Here is a 16682-nt window from a genome sequence, read left to right as displayed (position 1 = left end):
CGCAGGATCAGCGCGGACCCGGTGCGACCTCCCACAGCCAAAGATCGTCGATCAGCAGCGCAGCCCTTGGATCATTGTCGACCACGTGCAGGCGAACCTCGACGTCGGCCCAATCACTGGGCACGACCCACCGCACGCGGCGAAGATCAAAGCGCGTCTTGGGCAGCTTCAAGTTGACGCTGCGCCCGTCGTTGCTGACCAGCTTCGCGGCCAACGACTTGCGTCGGCCGGTGGTCCCCACCAGCAATTCGACGGCGCCCCCCGCAGGCAGCACGAAGGGGGCAGAACGCAGCTCGCCGCGGCCCTGCAGCTGCTTGCGGGACGCGGCGCTCGACAGCAAGCGCGCGCCGCCGTGGGGACCAAGCGGGGGCAGGCCACGCGAGAAGCTGCGAACCGAGCGGCGACCGAACGCGGTCCCAGAGACGACCTCGAAGCCATCGAGGGTGCCGGCCTCGAAGTCGGCGATCACCTGCACACCCGCCGGGACCTCGCGCGGCTGCGAGGGCCCAAGCAACAGCTGCTCGCCGCGCCAGGGCGTGACCATGCCCGCTTCGGACATCCAGCCGCTGAGCGGGCGCACCCGTCGTCCGCCCCAGCGCCGCTCGTGGACGGTCCAGTCCGAGAGCTCCCGGGTCAGCCAGCCCGGCACGCTGCCGTCGATCCACACCGCTTGGATCTCACCCGCGGCGATGCGCTGCCTGATCGCCCGCTGTAGCTCCGTGCGCTGCTCGGGCGTGACGTCGGTGATGCCCATGGCCCCGACGTGGCCAGTGCCGCCGGCCATGATCGGCCACCAGGGTCGGTGCAGGGCCAGCAGGCTGGCGCCGTCGAGCGCTTCGACCTTGGCTCGCAGCGCCCGGGCGTTGTCACGCTGCCGCGCCGTTGGAATTGTCCGCCAGGGATCCTGCCACGCGTAGCTGTGACGCAGGCCAGCGCGGACGCCGTTGGATTGGATCGGCTGGTACATCGGCTCGACCGCGAGCGCGAAGCACAGCTGCAGCGCGACCAGGGTGAGACCAAGCAGCTCGAGCCTGCGCCGGGCGTCCGCGTGGGGTAGCGCGACAGCCAAGAACGCCGCACAAAAGCACACGCCGGGGATGAACGCGTTGGGCTCTGCGAACTGCGTCGAGTAGCCGAGCGCGCTCACCAGCAGGCCGCCGGCCGCCACCATGCCCCAGTAGATCGGGCCTCGGATCCCACGCAACCCAACCCACAGCGTGCGCGGCCACGTGGGCGGCCGACCCAGCTGCCTTGCACGACGCAGGCCCACGCCCACGCCAAAGCCAAGCAAGACCACCAGCAAGCTGGCCGCGAACGGCTGGGCGTGGGCGAACATGCCCCAGGTCTTGGACCAGAACCGCTCGTCGTTGAACGCGTGGCCCTGGTGCATCTCGTAGATCCACGTCCACAGCCACCCATCGGTGAGCCACTGGCCAAGCAACACGCCGCCGCCGTCGATCAGCGCGATCGTGCCCGCGTAGGCCCAGATCTGGCGCGGCGCGATCAACAGGCCCGCGACGCCCGAGATCACCACGAACACCGCCGCGGTCTGCTTGGTCCAGAACGCGAGCGCGACCAAGACCCCGGCGAGCACGGCCCGCGCGAGGCTGCCTTCGGACTCGCGCAGCAGCACCAGGCCCCAGATCAGCAGCGCCAAGAACAGCGCGTCGCCGCGGGCGATGTCCAGCCAGCGAAAACAAAACACGTAGCCCGACAGGAACAAGCCGATCGCAAACCAGGCGTGGGCGCGGGGCTTGTCCTCGATCCGACACAGCCGCCACAGGGCCGCACAGGTGGCGATGACCGCAGCGATCGACACGGCCCGCGCCAGCCCGTAGCCAAGCGGAACCACGAACCCGAGCGCAGCGACCACCGCCGGGTACAGCGGCGTGTACAAGAAGGGCACGAAGTCCGGGCTGGGCGGGCCGTAGACGGGCAAGCCCTGTTGCACGCGCCAGGCCTGCTGCAGCGTGCCGCCCTCCATCCACTCGAGCTCGAGCGGGAAGCCGATCCGGCAGGCGAACACGACCGCGATCACGAGCGCCCAGATCAACGACAAGCCCGTGACCACGCGGCGCATCCACACCACGGCGCGGCCCGGTTGTGCGGTCGCTTCGGCGCTCACTCGTCGAGCTCCTCGAAGCGCCCGTGCGGGCGGGCGCAGCAGTAGTGCTGGCTTGGGAGCTCGCCCCCCTCGGCGCGCGGATCCGGGATCGCGCCAGTCGTGACGCACGCCCACCCGGTCCAGCCACGCACCCGTCGCAGGCGACGGCCGGCGGCGCGCGAGGGCGGACGAGTGCCCGCGTAGCCGATGTGACACAGCAGGTCAGGCTGGTGCGCGGTCATCATGTAGGCCAGCGGCGCCTGCAGTTGGTGGCCGGGTCGCGCGCCCTTGGTCTGGATCTTTGCGACGGCTTCGACCCCGGGATCCACGAGCCCGTAGCTGTCGAAGGCCGGCAACTGTGACGCATAGGGCAGCGCCCCGGCGGCGCCCACGGTGATCCGCGTGTCGGCCGGAACGCTCGCGCGCAGGGCCAAGCCGGCCGCGTACCTGACCGCGGCGAACCGGTGCATCGCGTCGACGCCCTCGAACCCGGGGGTGTGCTGGATGTCCTCGTAGTCGATGTGCAAGAACGCGTGCTCGCGATCTTCTTGGATCCGCGCGGGGATCTGCCGGGCGTAGCCAGCCAGCAACGCGAGCGCCAGCGCAGCCCAGACCAGCGTGGCCCAGCGTGGGGCGAGCCACCCGCGGGCGTGCAGCTGATCGCGTGCCTCGCCAAGCGCCACCCCCAGCAACAACAGGACCAGCGTCGTGGCCGGGAGCAAGAACCGACCGTAGGCCATGAAGTCGCCGCCGATCGACCACGCCCACCCAAGCTGCGCCGCGATCGGCAACACCAGCGGCAGGTGGCGCGGTCGCAGCAGCAGCACCGCCGGGATCAGCCACACGATGTCCACGCGGTTGGCCCAGAATTTCAGGTAGCCAACCCCGTAGAAGTCTCGCAGCTGCGCCCCGTGATGCTTGACCGCCCAGGTGTTCGGCAGCCACTCGCCGTAGTAGGCCTTGCGCGCGAGCAGCTGGATCAGCAGCGGGATCACGAACAGCGCCGCGCCGATCAGCACGCGCCGCCAGGGGATCTGCCGGGGGCCCCGCTCGAGCCCGATCACCGCCAACCACCCAAGCCCGAACGCGCCGATCCAGACCAGGGCGTCGAGCCGGGTGAGTCCGGCCAAGCACGCCGCCACCGCGGCCAGCTCGATCCGCCCGCCGAGCCACAGCCACACCGCCAGCAACCCCAGGCTCAGCGCGAAGCTGGTCTCGAGCCCGCTGCTGCCCCAGACCACAAACTCTGGCAGCGTTGCGAGCAGGGCGGGCGCGAGCAGATCAACGGACTCGAACGGATCCGCGCCAGGCTCAGGCTTGCTCGGGCCAAACCGGCGCCGCAGCTGCGCGCTGATCAGCGCGACCAACAGCAAGGCCGCCAGCGAGGCCGCGGCCGTCAGCACCGGGGCCAGGGTATGCGCCGGCAACCCCAGCGCGTCGCCAAGCCCCAGCACCAGCACCCACAGCAAATTCGTGTAGCCCTCGACCCGCTCGAAGGGCGCGAGGTTGTAGACCAGCGCGCCATGCTGCCCAAGGTTGCGAGCGTAGCGAAAGCTGATGAAGGCGTCGTCGCACAGGAACAGCCACGCACGCAGATGCAGCAAGAAGCCTGCGCCAATGCCCACGGCCAGCAACCGCGCCGCCAGCTTGGACGCCGCGCTCTGGTGTTTGGCCCCGCTTCGAGCCTCGTCGCCCTCGCGCATGCGTGCTCGGCATGGTAGCGGTTCAAAACCCGCAGCGCCTGCTCGACCCCGCGCCGGCTTCGCCGGGAACTCGCACGAACTTGGCGGGCATCGCGGCAAGCCCGCGCCTCGATTGACGAGGGCTCCGCCCATGCCCAACGGCCATGTATGATCCGCGGTAGGGCGTACTCATGCAGTGGTCTGACGTCGAGCAGCTCCTGGCGGGCGAGTCTTCCACCATCGAGTGGAAGCGCAACGTCGCAGATCCAGAGGACGTGGCGAAGACCCTCACCGCGTTCGCCAACGACATCGAACAACGTGGCGGCGGCGTCGTCGTGTGCGGGGTTGACGAGCGGACCGACGCGGAGGGTGCCCCCATGCCCATCGCTGTCGGCCTCGCGCCCTCCCGGGTCAGCGAGATCCGCGGCAGGGTCCTCGCGCTCCTTCGGGATCGGTCGCAACCGCCGATCGTCGCGCGCCTCGAGGTCGTCGACCTTCCCGGCGATCCTGCGCGAAAGGTCCTCGTGTTTCGAGTCGACGCCTCTCCACACGCCGTCATCTTCCGGCACTCGAAGCACGGCACCCATCACTTCATCCGCGTCGACGATGACACCGAACGGGCGAACGGCCGACTCGCAGAGCTACATCGGCTCAAAGGTGATCGTCCGTTGCTCATGGAGGACATCCACCCCGATGCGACCGCGGCAGACCTCGATCGCTTGGTGGTTCGCGGGTACCTCGAAGGTCTGAAGCTCCCCCAGCAGTGGGAGACCTACCTTGAGCCCGGCGCCAAGATCGAGGGTCACATCCCGTCTCTGGTCACGACCCGCTCGACGGGCGGCGTGGTCGAGCACGTCCCTCGGAACTTTGCCCTGCTGCTGTTCGGCGTCGACCCGAGCCGGTTCTTCCCGGGTGCCCGGGCGGTGCTCTCGGCCTATCCCGGCACAGATCGAGCGGCCGCGCGCAGTGATCTCGTCCCGGATGTGACCGGGCCACTCCCCCAATTGATCCGCAAGGTCGTCGACTGGCTCGGCGTCCACATGGGCATGGCGGTCGACAAGTCCGAGACCGTGACCTCCGGCCTTCAGAACCGCCCGCGCTACTCGAGGCGCGCGGTCGAGGAAGCCGTGGTCAACGCCTTCGTGCATCGCGACTACAGCGTCGCCGATCCGGTTCGCGTGACTGTGTTCGAAGACCGCCTAGAGATCACCAGCCCCGGTGGTCTGCTCCGAGAGGTCTCCGCGGACAAGCTACGAGAGGGCCGCGGCGTGCCCAGCTGGCGCAACGAGGCTCTCGCCAACTTCATGCTGCGACTTGGGATGGCGCAGAACCGCGGTGAAGGAATTCCGGTCATGGTCCGTGAGACCCGCGAGCTCACCGGCCACCCCCCCACCTTTGAATTCGATCCGCACTACGTCACGGTCAGCCTGCCCGCCTTGCGCCCGCGAGTTGGCGGCCTCGAAGCTCTGGCGCCACCAGCCGACGGGGGGCACGCGTTGCTCCTCATCGCGATCGGTGCGCCATCGATCCGCGAGCAAGTGAGCGCCTCACTGCCCGAGCTGCACCTGGCACAGGCGCCGCCGGTTCTGGACCACGCATCGCCCGGGTACCTCGACAGCGTTGATGGCGGCTGGGAGGCAGAGGCGCGGGCGATCCGGGATGCCCTGCGTGCCGTCGTGGATCGACCCGAGCACCGCCAGTTCCATCTGTTCTATCGCGGGCCGGTCGTGCTGGCGCCCTTGATCGGTGCGATCATTGCGCCCACGAAGCCGTTGCACGTCTACACCTTCGAAAATGGTCGCTACGTGTTCACCCACACGGTCGACAAGAAGTTCCTCCGGGGGTAGCGTGCTGCGACGGAAGGAGACTCCGAGGTCGAGGCTAACAATGGCCCTCCGGCGCGCGAGCGCCGGCTGAAAATCGGGTGAATTGCCAGAAACTCCGGGGACGGACAACCGGCAGCCAAGGTCGAGACGGCGGTGCAGCGATGCCCAAGGGCTCGGCAAGGTTCAGAGACTAGGGCCCGAGCGAAAGCGGTGATGGCCCCACGAGCGCCCGACATCTCCCGCGGGAGATGATGAGATAGTCCGTACTGCCGCGATAATCCATCGACGTGAAACGGCAGAAGTCGGGGATAAAGAGCCCCGGCGGTAACAAGGCTCCGGCTAAAGATCGACCTCGGAGCTCTGCTTCCTTCGTTCATCACCTCGCGCAAGTGTGCTTGGCGTGGTAGCGGTTCAAACACCCGCCGCGAGGCCCGAGCGCCACAAGCGCAAGTCCGATGAGCGCCCCCATGACCGAGCTGACGACCGAGCCACCGCTGGCGCCCTCGCTGGGTGAGTCACCGGCGTCGGCGTCGACGTTGGTAACCGGGCCGGGTCCCAAGCTGATCATCCAGATCCCCTGCCTCAACGAGCGAGATCACCTCCCCGCGACCTTCGCCGATCTGCCCCGCTCGATCCCCGGCGTCGCCCAGATCGAAGTGCTGGTGATCGACGACGGCAGCAGCGACGGGACCAGCGAGGTCGCCGCGGAGCTCGGCGCTCACCACATCGTCCGCTTCCCTCGCAACCGGGGCCTGGCTGCTGCACACATGGCGGGGCTCGACGCGTGCCTGCGGCTTGGCGCCGACCTGGTCGTGAACACCGACGCCGACAATCAATATCGCGGCGACGACATCGCCCGCTTGGTCGCGCCGGTGCTCGAGGGCCGCGCCGACATCACCGTTGGGGATCGCCAGACCGACACGATCGCCCACTTTTCTTGGGTCAAGCGGGTTCTGCAGCGCTGGGGTTCGGCGCTGGTCCGGCGGGCCTCGGGCGTCTCGGTGGTCGACTCGACCTCGGGGTTCCGGGCGATGAACCGCAAGGCGATCTCGACCCTGTTCGTCCACAACAGCTTCACGTACACGCTCGAGACCATGATCCAAGCGGGCAAGGCCGGGCTCGTTGTCGACAACGTCAAGATCGAGACCAACGCCCAGACCCGCGAGTCGCGACTGTTCTCCTCGATCCCCGAGTACCTGCGCCGCAACGGGCTGGTGATCCTGCGCGCCTACGGCATGTACTGGCCGCTGCAGACCTTTGGGTTCATGGCCGCGTTCTTGGTGCTGCTGGGCGTCGCGCTTGGCGGGCGCTTCTTCTACTTCTACATGCTCGAGCCCGACGTCTCGGGGCACATCCAGAGCTTGCAGGTCGGCGTGGGCGCGGTCGTGCTCGGCTTCGTCGTTGGGCTCATGGCCTACCTGGGTGACCTGCTGGCCGCCAACCGCCGGCTCAACGAGGAGCTGCTCGCCCGCGTGCGCCGGCTCGACGCCGAGCTTGCCAGCGACAGGCGGCGACGTGGCATCGCCGTCGAAGGTATCCTCAGCACCAACGCCCAGCCGTGGCGCCCGTAACCCATGGTCAACGCGGATCCCAACAACGTCGTTGGTAACTTCGAAGACAAGTACGCCTCGAGCAATCCGATCGCGCGGATGCTCGTGGCCGGGTTCTTGGGGGCGGTCACCGAGCTGTTCGTGCGCGCGCAGCCGGGCGGCAAGACCGTGCTCGAGGTCGGCTGCGGCGAGGGCAAGCTCGCGACCCACCTGATCCGCAACGCGCCAGGTCCAAGCCGCTACCTGGCCACCGACGTCTCGCTGGGCTCGATCAGCGCGGCGCTCGACACCCGGATCGAGACCCAGGTCGCCTCGATCTACGACCTGCCCTTCGCGGCCGACAGCTTCGACGTCGTGGTCTGCTGCGAGGTGCTCGAGCACCTCGAGGATCCGGCCCGCGGCCTCGCGCAGATCAGCCGGGTCGCCCGCGAGCACGTGTTGCTCTCGACCCCCAAAGAGCCGGTCTGGCGGGCGATGAACATGGCCCGCGGCAAGTATCTGCGCGCGCTCGGCAACACCCCTGGACACATCCAGCACTTCTCGCGGCGCGAGCTGCAGGCGCTCGCGGCGACCCAGCTGCAGCTGCTCGAGGTCCGCACGCCGCTGCCGTGGACTGTCATCCTTGGCAAGCCGCTCCCGCTGGCGAAGGCATGAGCGAGCCACGCCACGCGCCGCCCCGATCAGACCGCGCCGCGAAGATCATCCGCGGCCTGGTGGGCCGAGTTCCCGGCCTGATCCCGGGCCTGATTCCGGGCCTGGTCGTGCTGGCGTTCGCCGCGTGGCTGCTGTGGCCGGTGCCCGCCGGGGTCATGCCGCTGTCGGCCGATCACACCGTGCACCTCACCCGGATCGTGCTGACCGCCCAGCGCTTCGCTAGCACGGGCGCGCTCTCGGGCTGGGAGCCAACATGGTTCTTTGGGTTCCCGCTTGGCGATCTCTACCCGCAGCTTGGCGACCTGCTGATCATGCTGATCCACGCGCTTGGGTTTGGTGCGCTGGACTGGCCAAGCGCCTACGCGCTGGGCTTCTACCTGGTGTTTGCGATCCAGGGCTTGGTCTTGATCAGGATCGGTCGGTTGTTTGGGTTTGGCGCGTGGCCGGGCCTGATCGCGGCCCTGCTGATGTTGGCCGACGCCGGCTTCACCCGCGAAGGCGGCTGGATGTACACGGTCTACTTTGGGGTCTGGCCCCAGGCGCTGGCGACGAGCCTGGCGTGGCTGGGCCTCGGCGAGCTGGCGCGGGCGTTGGGCTGGCGGTCCACGCGGCGCCTGGTGGATCCCGATCCCCCACCCGCTTCGGCTGACCCGGCTGACCCGGCAAACCAGCCAGACCAAGCCCTGCGCGCGAGCTTGTGGGCCGGGCTGTGGTTTGGCGCCGCGTTGCTGGCCCACCCGATCGCGCTGCCAACCTTGGGGATCGGCGGGCTGCTGCTCATCGTCACGCTGATCCCCCGGGCCCCCGTCAACTGGCGCGTGGGCCTGGCCCGGTGCGCGCTCGCGGGGATCATTGGCGCGCTGCTGGCCGCCTGGTGGTGGGTGCCGATGCTGCAACACAAGGCCTGGATGGCGAGCTACGGCTGGCTGTTCGCGTCGTTCGAGACCATGGCCGGCTGGCTGCGCGACGACGGCCGTTGGGCCCAGCGCATGCCCGCTGCCGTTGGCTTCGTCGCGCTCGCGGGGATCGTGTTGGCGGGCTTGGGCGCCGGCCGGGTCGCTCGCTTCGTCGCGCTGTTCACCCTGGTCCAGTGGCTGCTGACCAGCTCCGACGCGTTCTGGCTGCTGCGGCTAGATCGCTTCAGCGAGGGCTTCACCCACATCCAGTATCAGCGCTTCTTGATCGGCGCCAAGCCGGGCCTGTACCTGTGCGCCGGCCTTGCGGCCATCGCCCCGGCTGGCTGGGCGCGGCGGCTGTTCCTCGAGCGCGAGCGCCTGCGCTGGCCAGTGTTCGCGACCTTGGCCACCCTGTTGCTCGCCCCGATCTCCGCCGCCGCGTGCCTGTGGCTGGTCGCCGACACCCGCGCGACCATGAGCGAGTACGAGGTCGGCAGCGTCCAGACCCAGCGGGTCCCCAACAACCCCGAGTTCGACGCGGACTACCAGGCGTTCACAGCGTGGGCCCGCGAGCAGTGGGACACCCGCGAGCACGACTACCGGCTCGCGGTTCGGGACGCACGCAACAGCCACGCGTTCATGGACGCGCCGGTCTGGACCGCGACGCCGCAGTACAAGATCGGGTTCACGCCTGGCGACAACTTCGTGCACAAGCCCGAGTCCGCCAACCGTGAGCTGCTCGACAAGCTTGGCGTGCGTTGGATCGTCAGCCGTGATCGCCAACGCGGACAAGCCCGGACCCACGAGGTCGCCCGGTTCGGCAACATCGTCGTCAAGCCCCACCGCGGCCAGCCCAAGCCGCTCGCCTGGCTCGAGGGTGGCGGCCAGCTCGAGCTCCTGCACGCGGACCTTCGCGGCGGTCTCGTGCGCGTGCGGGTGCATGATGTCGAAGCGGGCGCCCGCGTCGTGTTTGGCGTCGCTGGCTACCCGCGCTGGCAGCTGTCGTTGAACGGCGAGCCGCTCGAGTGGTTCGAGGATCCCGTGCACGGCGACGCGGCGCCGATCAGCCTCGAAGCCCGGCGGGCCGGGGAGCTGCGCGGGGGCAAGGCCGGCGGCGACGACGGCACCGAGCCCACGCTGATCGCCGCCGAGCTTCCGGCTGGCACGAGCGACGCGATCCTGGAGCTGCGCTACGTCGCGCGGACCGGCGTCGAGTGGATCGCCGAGCTGCTCTCGCTGTTGGCCTTTGTCGGGGTGGGCCTGGCCCTGATCAGGACCCGGCGCGGGCCCACCTGCGTGGACTGGTTCACCAAGGGCAGCGAACGGCTGCAGGCCTACCTCGTTCGGATCATTCACCCGCTGACGATCATGGTGCTGATCCCCGCGGTGGCTGGCCTGGCCTACGCGCGCTGGCAGCTGGCCGCGCAGGACGAATCCGCCGAGCTGATCGGCTGGGTTGAAGCTGGGCATGCAACCACCGCTTCGCAGATCGAGCTTGGCCCCGTGAAGACCGAGATGCTGATCCGCCCCGCCGTGATCATGCGCCCGCGACCGCGCCGCCCCGCCGTGATCGAGCTCGAGCTCGAGCGCCTGCCCATGACGCTCACCGGCTGGGTCGGCATCGACGATGATCAGGCCCAGGCGGGCGGCCGCTGGGCGCGACACAACCTGCGCATCGAGGTGCGCTGGACCGGCCACCCCGACGCCCAGTGGCTGGTGCTCGAAGAGTTCACGGTCCCCCACGCGGCCAAGCGGCTCGAGTTCAGCGCCAGCACGGGGGCGCTCGCGTACCTGCCGGTGTACTTGCGGGTGACGGATCAGACCGAGGGCAAGCGGCTGCCGCGGTTGGGGATCAACCTCGAGCTGGGGCAGGCCCCCCCGGACAACGAGGACGGCGAGGACGGCGAGGACGGCGAGGCGCAATGAGGCCGCACACGCACCGGGCCCCGGTGGACCAACCCCGTCTCAGGCGCTAGTAATTCACAGGCAACCTCGATGGACACGACCCACATCAATGAAATGATCGAGACCGCCCTCGCCATCGAGGCGAAGGAGGGCCACCTCGCCAACTACCTGCAAGACCGCGCCGCCGAGCGTGGGCTGGCGCTAGGCCACAAGCAGCGGCGCGAGGCGATCGAGCTGTTCGAGGGCTACGTCCGCAGCGTGCCCGATCACCTGTCGGCGGCCGCGGCGTCCTCGCTTGGGACCCCCGTCGAAGCCACCATGGCCCAGGTGATCCGCTCCGCGGTCGCGTACTGGGACGAGCCCGACGACTTGATCCCCAACGAGCTGGGCTTGCTCGGCCTGCTCGATGACGCCTACTTCACCATGCGGGTGCTGCAGCTGGTGTCCGACCGGCTCCACGCCGAGTCGGGCCAGGCGCTCATCAAAGACAACCTCGCGCCGCTCGAGGTCGTGATCCGCGAGATCCTTGGCGACCTCGCCGACGTGCTCGACGAGCTGGTCGCGCTGGCCATGGCCAACGCGGCCGTCGACCAGCTGATCGCCAAGGTCATGGAGTACAGCGGCTCGTTCATCTTGAAGTCCGCGCAGACCTCGTTCGCGGGCATGTCGATCGACGCCCTGGTCGAGAACCGCCTCAGCTTCACGACCGCGCCCGACGACTCCCTGCGCGACGAGCTGATCACCGCGCTCGAGGCGGTGTCGGCTGGCTTGGCCAACCAGACCACCGCCCCAAGCCAGCAGCAGATCACCGCGGGTATGGTCGCGCTCGAGCAGGTGCTTCGCCGCGAGCGCGACGACTACCCGTTCGCCAGCGAGTCCGACATTGAAGCGATCGGGGCGATGTTGGTCGGCGCGGTGGTCGTGCAGGTGATCAACAGCGGCGGCGAGGGCCACGAGCCCAACCGCGGCTTCGTGGAGCGCTGTGTCGACCTCGTGCTCGACGGCGCCGAGTAGCCCTCGGGTACCCTCGGGTTTACGGCCAGCTCGAGCGCGGCGCCCTCGAGCAACGGTAGGCACAATCGTTTCCTCCATGAAACGCACAATATTCGTCGCCACCTCGCTCGAGTGCCTGGCGAGCTCTTGATCTTCGCGGTGCTCGGCATGCTGGCCAGATAGGCGTCCGCCTCGCCGCCGCCCGCTGCTCGGATCAAACACGCGAGATTGCGTGCAATCGCGCGACTTCAGCCGGCGAGTACGGTCGCGCGATGGAAGGCTGCTAGATAGCTAGCCGGCGCGTGCTGGAGAGTTTTTTTGAACATGGCATTGTACTCGACTCGGTCTCTCGTCTTCCTCTCGCTCGGGGCGATACTCGCTTGCTCCGGTAGTGATGCCGACCAGCCTAGTGCGAATACATTTGAAGGCGTATCGGCCTCAGACACCGCAACCAGCGATCTCGACGGCACCGAAACCGAGTCTCGCCCTGCCACGACCGACTCCGGCGACCCGGACGACAGCGCGGAGCCAGACCCAACGGACGAGACCGAAGAGACCGATGGGGGTGGGCCCGCGCTGCCCCCCAATGAGCAGATCCCCCCCACAGACGAGGAGGGCTGTCACGGCATCTATGCCCAGGATCTGCTGCCAACCTTCAACCTCACGATTGACCCGCTCGTGTGGGACCTCCTGAAGTATGAGTGGAACAACGGCGAGGCCATCGAGGAGATGGGTGAGGACCCCAAGGGCTACCACCCGCTCGAGGCCTTCACGTACGGCGATGTGGTGATCAACAACGCCAAGATCCGACTGCGCGGCAACGCAACCTATTGGGACCCGATCCCCGGTGACAAGATGCAGTTCCAGATCGGGTTTCACACCAACGACGAGAACGGCAATTTCCTGGGTATCAAGCGCCTCGCGCTCGATTCCGCCACCTATAATGAGCACATGCTGCGCGACCGGCTCGCGCTCGCGGTCATGCGTGACGCCGGGGTCCCGGCGCCCTGTGCCAACAACGCCCGCGTGGTCGTGAACGGCGAGTACTACGGGATCTTCACCAACATCGAGAAGATCGACGAGGTGTTCCTCGAGCGGGTATTTGACGATCCAACCGGGGATCTGTGGAAGCGGGCCAACTGGGAGCTCAAGACCAACACCGACACCAGCAATGATGACCGCCTCGACGACCTGAAGGATGCGGAGGACCCCGAGGAGCTGTTCACTTACCTGGACATCGAGCAGGCCCTGCGGGCGTTCGCCTCGGAAGCTGTGATCCCCGACTCCGACGGCATGTGGGCGGGCGGCCTCAATTTTTATGTCTATGATGAGCCGATTAGCGGCAAATTCATGATGCTGCCGTGGGACCTCGACAACACCTTCGAGCGCTTCAACGACAAGCCCAACGGCGAATACCCAGAGAACCCCGACCCTATCGTGTGGGAGAAGTGGACCACCCACGGCCGGCCTTTCTACGAGATCGCCCTCGAGGACCCGATGTGGTTTGCGCGCTACATCGAGCTAATCGACGAGATCACCCACGAGGCCTACACGCCGCAAGAGATGCACGAGCGCATTGACACGTGGACCGCACAGATCCAGACCGCGGTCCTAGAGGACACCAACAAGCCCTGGTCCAACGAAGACTACATCGACGAGGTAGAGGATCTTCACGAGTATGTGCAGGCCCGCTTCGAATTCCTCGAGGAGTGGCTCGAGTGCTGGAAGAACGGCGGCGTCAACGACGGTGATGGCTACTGCGAAGAGCCCTGATGCTTCGCGCCTGGTGCGAAATGCACCTGAATGACTGGAACACCATGAACGCGTGGATCAATATTTTGCCGGGCGGGTCGCTTGCGGCCCTCATGCTGCTGTCTGCGTCGTCGGGCTGCGTGAACGACCCGGTTGGCCACGGCTCGAACGCCGAAGAGGCGGTCAATACCCTGGCGACGGCGTCGAGCGGTGGCGACACCACCGACGGCCCGACCTGTTCCGCCAACAGCGAGTGTGACACGGGCGAGTACTGCCAAGATGGCGCTTGCACCCCCAACTTGCCGGGCGGGCCGTGTGACGACAGCTCGAATTGTGTCGATGACGAGGTCTGCGAAGACGGAGCTTGCGTCCCAGAGGCCGGCACCGAGGGCGGCATGGGTTGTGGTGGTGAGGTCTATCAGGCCACCGCGATCCCGCCCAACGTGCTGATCGTTCAAGATCGCTCGGGCAGCATGGACCAAAAGGTTGGCGACGAGGGCACCAAGTGGGCGCTTGCCAAGGCCGCGATCGAGCAGGTCGTGACCGACTTCTCCGAAGAGGTCTACTTTGGCCTGATGCTCTACCCTGGCCTCGATCCGGCGTGCAAACAAGGCAAGAGCTGCGGTCCGGGCGGGGTCTCGGTCGACGTTGGACCGGAGACCGGAATGGCGATCACGAGCGCGCTTGGTGACGCCGACACCTGCAGCCTTGGAACACCAACCGCCGAGACCCTGGACATCCTGCAAGACTACGCAGGCCTGAAGGATCTGGGCCGGTCCAACTATGTCTTGCTGATCACCGACGGGCAGTCCAGCTGCGACGATCCGGTGCCAATGGTCGAGGCCTTGCTCGAGCAGGATCCTCCGATCAAGACCTTCGTGGTCGGGTTCGGCGACGGTGTCGACGCGACCGAGCTCAACGACATGGCCAAGGCCGGTGGCACCGCGCTCGAGGGCGATCAGATGTACTACCAGGCCGGCGACGCGCAATCGCTGGTGAACGCCTTCGCCGACATCGCGGGCAGCGTGCTCTCGTGTTCGTTCGTCCTCGACGTCGTGCCGCCCGACCCCGACAAGCTCTATGTGTACATCAACGACATGGAGATCCTGAGGGACCTCGGCCACGACGACGGCTGGGACTACGAGCTCGACACCAACCAGGTCACCTTCTACGGGCCGCCCTGCGAGCTGCTTCAGTCGGGGCAGATCATGGATCTCCAGTTCGTGTTTGGCTGCCCTGAGCCGCGCTAACGAGGGTTTGGACTGACTCGACAATCGCCCGGGTTCACGGCATCGTTCGGCAGCCATGAACCTCCGCGCCTCGTTGCTGTCGCTGTTGATCCTGCCTGCTTGCACCGCTGACTCCGCGGAGGGCGGCGCGGACACGCAGGCGAGCGCAGGCTCCGAGACCGGCGACGGCGACGGCGACGGCGACGGCGACGGCGATGGCGATGGCGATCCTGCGTCGAGTGGAGACGGCGACGGCGATGGCGATGGCGATGGCGACAGCACGACCCAAACGGGCGACGGCGACGGCGACGACACGCAGACGGGGGACGGTGATGGCGATGGCGACGGCGACGGCGACGGCGACGGTGATGGCGACGGTGATGGCGATGGCGACGGCGACGGCGAGCCCGAGTCAACCGATCCCTTCGACGAGCTCGGCTGCGACGGCCAGCCCTGGGACGCGGTCGCGGCCAGCAACTACCTTGGCGGTATGGACCGCGTCGTGCTCGACGACGCGATCATGCAGATCCGCACCCGCGAGTGCCCGGGAGGCAACTGCGAGCCATGGGATCCCGCGATCGACTGGACGCTCAGCTACCTGTCCTACTCCGGCGGCGTCACGACCCACTACACGCCCTACTTGATGGACATGAACCTGGTCCTGTTCAACGACAACGGGACCCCCAAGCTCTCGCTGCAGCACCAGAGCTTTGGCGCGGGCGGCTACCCCGACTCCGACGGTGCCGTCTACGGCTTCCCGCCGGCCGTCATCGCGTACCCGCATCTACGCGCGTACAACGAATTTCCGCTGTACCAGAACGACTACGAAGATCTCGACTATCAGGCCAAGGACGGAACGCTGATCCTTGGTGAAGGCTGCGCGCGCTGGATCGCGGATCCCTACGGCGTCGGCATGCCCTATACCAAGCAGTACGGCGTCATTTTTCACTGGTGAGGTTGTAGTCTAAATCATCGAACCAGTCGTCACGATCGGGGCGCTCACGATCGCGCATCACCACCTGCTTCCACGCCAGCGTGATGTCGGGATCATCGGACCAGCGCTGCAGGAAGCCGTAGATCGCCGCGCGCTGCGGGGCGGTCAGTCGCGCAAAACGTTGGCGCTGGTACTCGCGCAGGTCGCCCATGCTGGGCTGCAGCGTGAACACAACGCTCTCGTGCAGTATGGAGGGGCCGCTGTCGCGCGTTCGTAGCGTGAAGCTCATGGCCGCGGGCAAATAGTAGTGCATGCCCTCGACATCCAGATGCGCGAGCGCCCACTGGCAGCGCTCGAAGTGTGCATCTGGGATGTCCTGCCACCGACCCTTGTGATCTCGTGAGTCGTCACAGGTCTCGTAGTCGTCCCAGGCATTCGCTTGATGCAACGAGCGACCGCTGACCGGGTAGGGCACGCCGTCGAATGCCCGTTCGATCTGATCGAGGATGTCAGCCAGGCTTGTCATGGCTCAACGTCGTTTGGACAGTCGCGCGTGAGGGCCGCGGTCTTTGATCGCCGTGCGCATGGGCCACAGCATGCCACATCTCTGGGGCGCTCGAGCGGCGGGGGCAGACACGCTGGTCGAAGCGGGCGCGACGAGCCCCAGGCTCGCTGTGCTACTCGAAAATTGTCCCGTCACCGCCGCTGCCACCGCTGCCACCGCTACCTCCGCTGCCGCCGCCATCGGGCTCGCAGGAGCTCAAGGGTGGGTGGGGGCCGACCCCAAACGGCTTGCAGTAGTTCCCATACGAGCCGCTGGTATTACAGTTGCAGTGATCAGCACAGTCACTCGCCCCCTCGCAGGGCACATAATCCCCCGTATGGAACTCGGGAGGGTAGCTACAATACTCCGCCGGAGGTAGCGGGCTGACTCCCTTTGGTTGGCAGGTGGAGCTCACGCAACGGCATTGACTCCCCCAACATTGAGAGTCGCTCCAACAATAGCGAGGCGCGTGAACATGGTTGCTCGCGCCAGGTTGTGAGTGCGGGTCCAGGCTGACTTCGGAACTGCCGCTTGCCTCACTAGCGCTCGCTTCACCCGAGGACTCTATCGGGATATCCGTGAGTTCGACATCATCGTCCAATTCAGCGCCGTC

Annotated in this window: 11 protein-coding genes; 8 read left to right on the top strand and 3 right to left on the bottom strand. The window is 67.3% G+C overall.

The window, feature by feature from the left end; all coding sequences use genetic code 11:
* Positions 1–7 precede the first annotated feature (7 nt).
* Complete coding sequence (locus DB30_RS14220; RefSeq protein WP_052549035.1) at positions 8–2125, bottom strand: ArnT family glycosyltransferase; 2118 nt, start codon at positions 2123–2125, stop codon at positions 8–10.
* Positions 2122–3807, bottom strand: coding sequence for a hypothetical protein (locus tag DB30_RS14215; RefSeq protein WP_052549032.1), 1686 nt, complete (start codon positions 3805–3807; stop codon positions 2122–2124). The genes DB30_RS14220 and DB30_RS14215 overlap by 4 nt, the downstream gene beginning before the upstream one ends.
* Positions 3808–3977: 170 nt before the next feature.
* Here DB30_RS14215 and DB30_RS14210 point away from each other — a divergent pair, with 170 nt between their 5' ends.
* From DB30_RS14210 to DB30_RS14175, 8 genes are all read left to right on the top strand, one after another.
* Entirely contained in the window at positions 3978–5633 is a 1656-nt protein-coding gene (locus DB30_RS14210) for an ATP-binding protein (RefSeq protein ID WP_052549029.1), read from the top strand.
* A 446-nt stretch (positions 5634–6079) separates the two neighbouring features.
* Positions 6080–7183, top strand: coding sequence for a glycosyltransferase (locus DB30_RS14205; RefSeq protein ID WP_146658853.1), 1104 nt, complete (start codon positions 6080–6082; stop codon positions 7181–7183).
* Between the two features lie 3 nt (positions 7184–7186).
* A complete protein-coding gene (locus DB30_RS14200) occupies positions 7187–7816 on the top strand; it encodes a class I SAM-dependent methyltransferase (RefSeq protein ID WP_052549026.1) in 630 nt (209 codons plus the stop codon).
* Positions 7813–10638: a hypothetical protein gene (locus tag DB30_RS14195; RefSeq protein ID WP_052549025.1), complete on the top strand. Its 2826-nt coding sequence runs from the start codon at positions 7813–7815 to the stop codon at positions 10636–10638. The genes DB30_RS14200 and DB30_RS14195 overlap by 4 nt, the downstream gene beginning before the upstream one ends.
* Before the next feature lie 69 nt (positions 10639–10707).
* Positions 10708–11631: a hypothetical protein gene (locus DB30_RS14190; RefSeq protein WP_146658851.1), complete on the top strand. Its 924-nt coding sequence runs from the start codon at positions 10708–10710 to the stop codon at positions 11629–11631.
* A gap of 303 nt (positions 11632–11934) precedes the next feature.
* A complete protein-coding gene (locus DB30_RS14185) occupies positions 11935–13383 on the top strand; it encodes a CotH kinase family protein (protein ID WP_052549022.1) in 1449 nt (482 codons plus the stop codon).
* 44 nt (positions 13384–13427) lie between these two features.
* Complete coding sequence (locus DB30_RS14180; protein WP_165703758.1) at positions 13428–14612, top strand: VWA domain-containing protein; 1185 nt, start codon at positions 13428–13430, stop codon at positions 14610–14612.
* A 55-nt stretch (positions 14613–14667) separates the two neighbouring features.
* Entirely contained in the window at positions 14668–15546 is an 879-nt protein-coding gene (locus DB30_RS14175; RefSeq protein ID WP_052549016.1) for a hypothetical protein, read from the top strand.
* Here the strand turns inward: DB30_RS14175 and DB30_RS14170 are convergent.
* Positions 15530–16051 (bottom strand): DUF6714 family protein, encoded by a 522-nt coding sequence (locus DB30_RS14170; RefSeq protein WP_052549013.1) that lies wholly within the window; start codon positions 16049–16051, stop codon positions 15530–15532. The two genes, DB30_RS14175 and DB30_RS14170, sit on opposite strands and share 17 nt — an antisense overlap.
* Between the last annotated feature and the right edge of the window lie 631 nt (positions 16052–16682).

The sequence above is a fragment of the Enhygromyxa salina genome (genome assembly GCF_000737335.2).
Lineage (GTDB): Bacteria > Myxococcota_A > Polyangia > Nannocystales > Nannocystaceae > Plesiocystis > Plesiocystis salina_C.
This window is presented reverse-complemented; position numbering and strand designations above follow the sequence as displayed.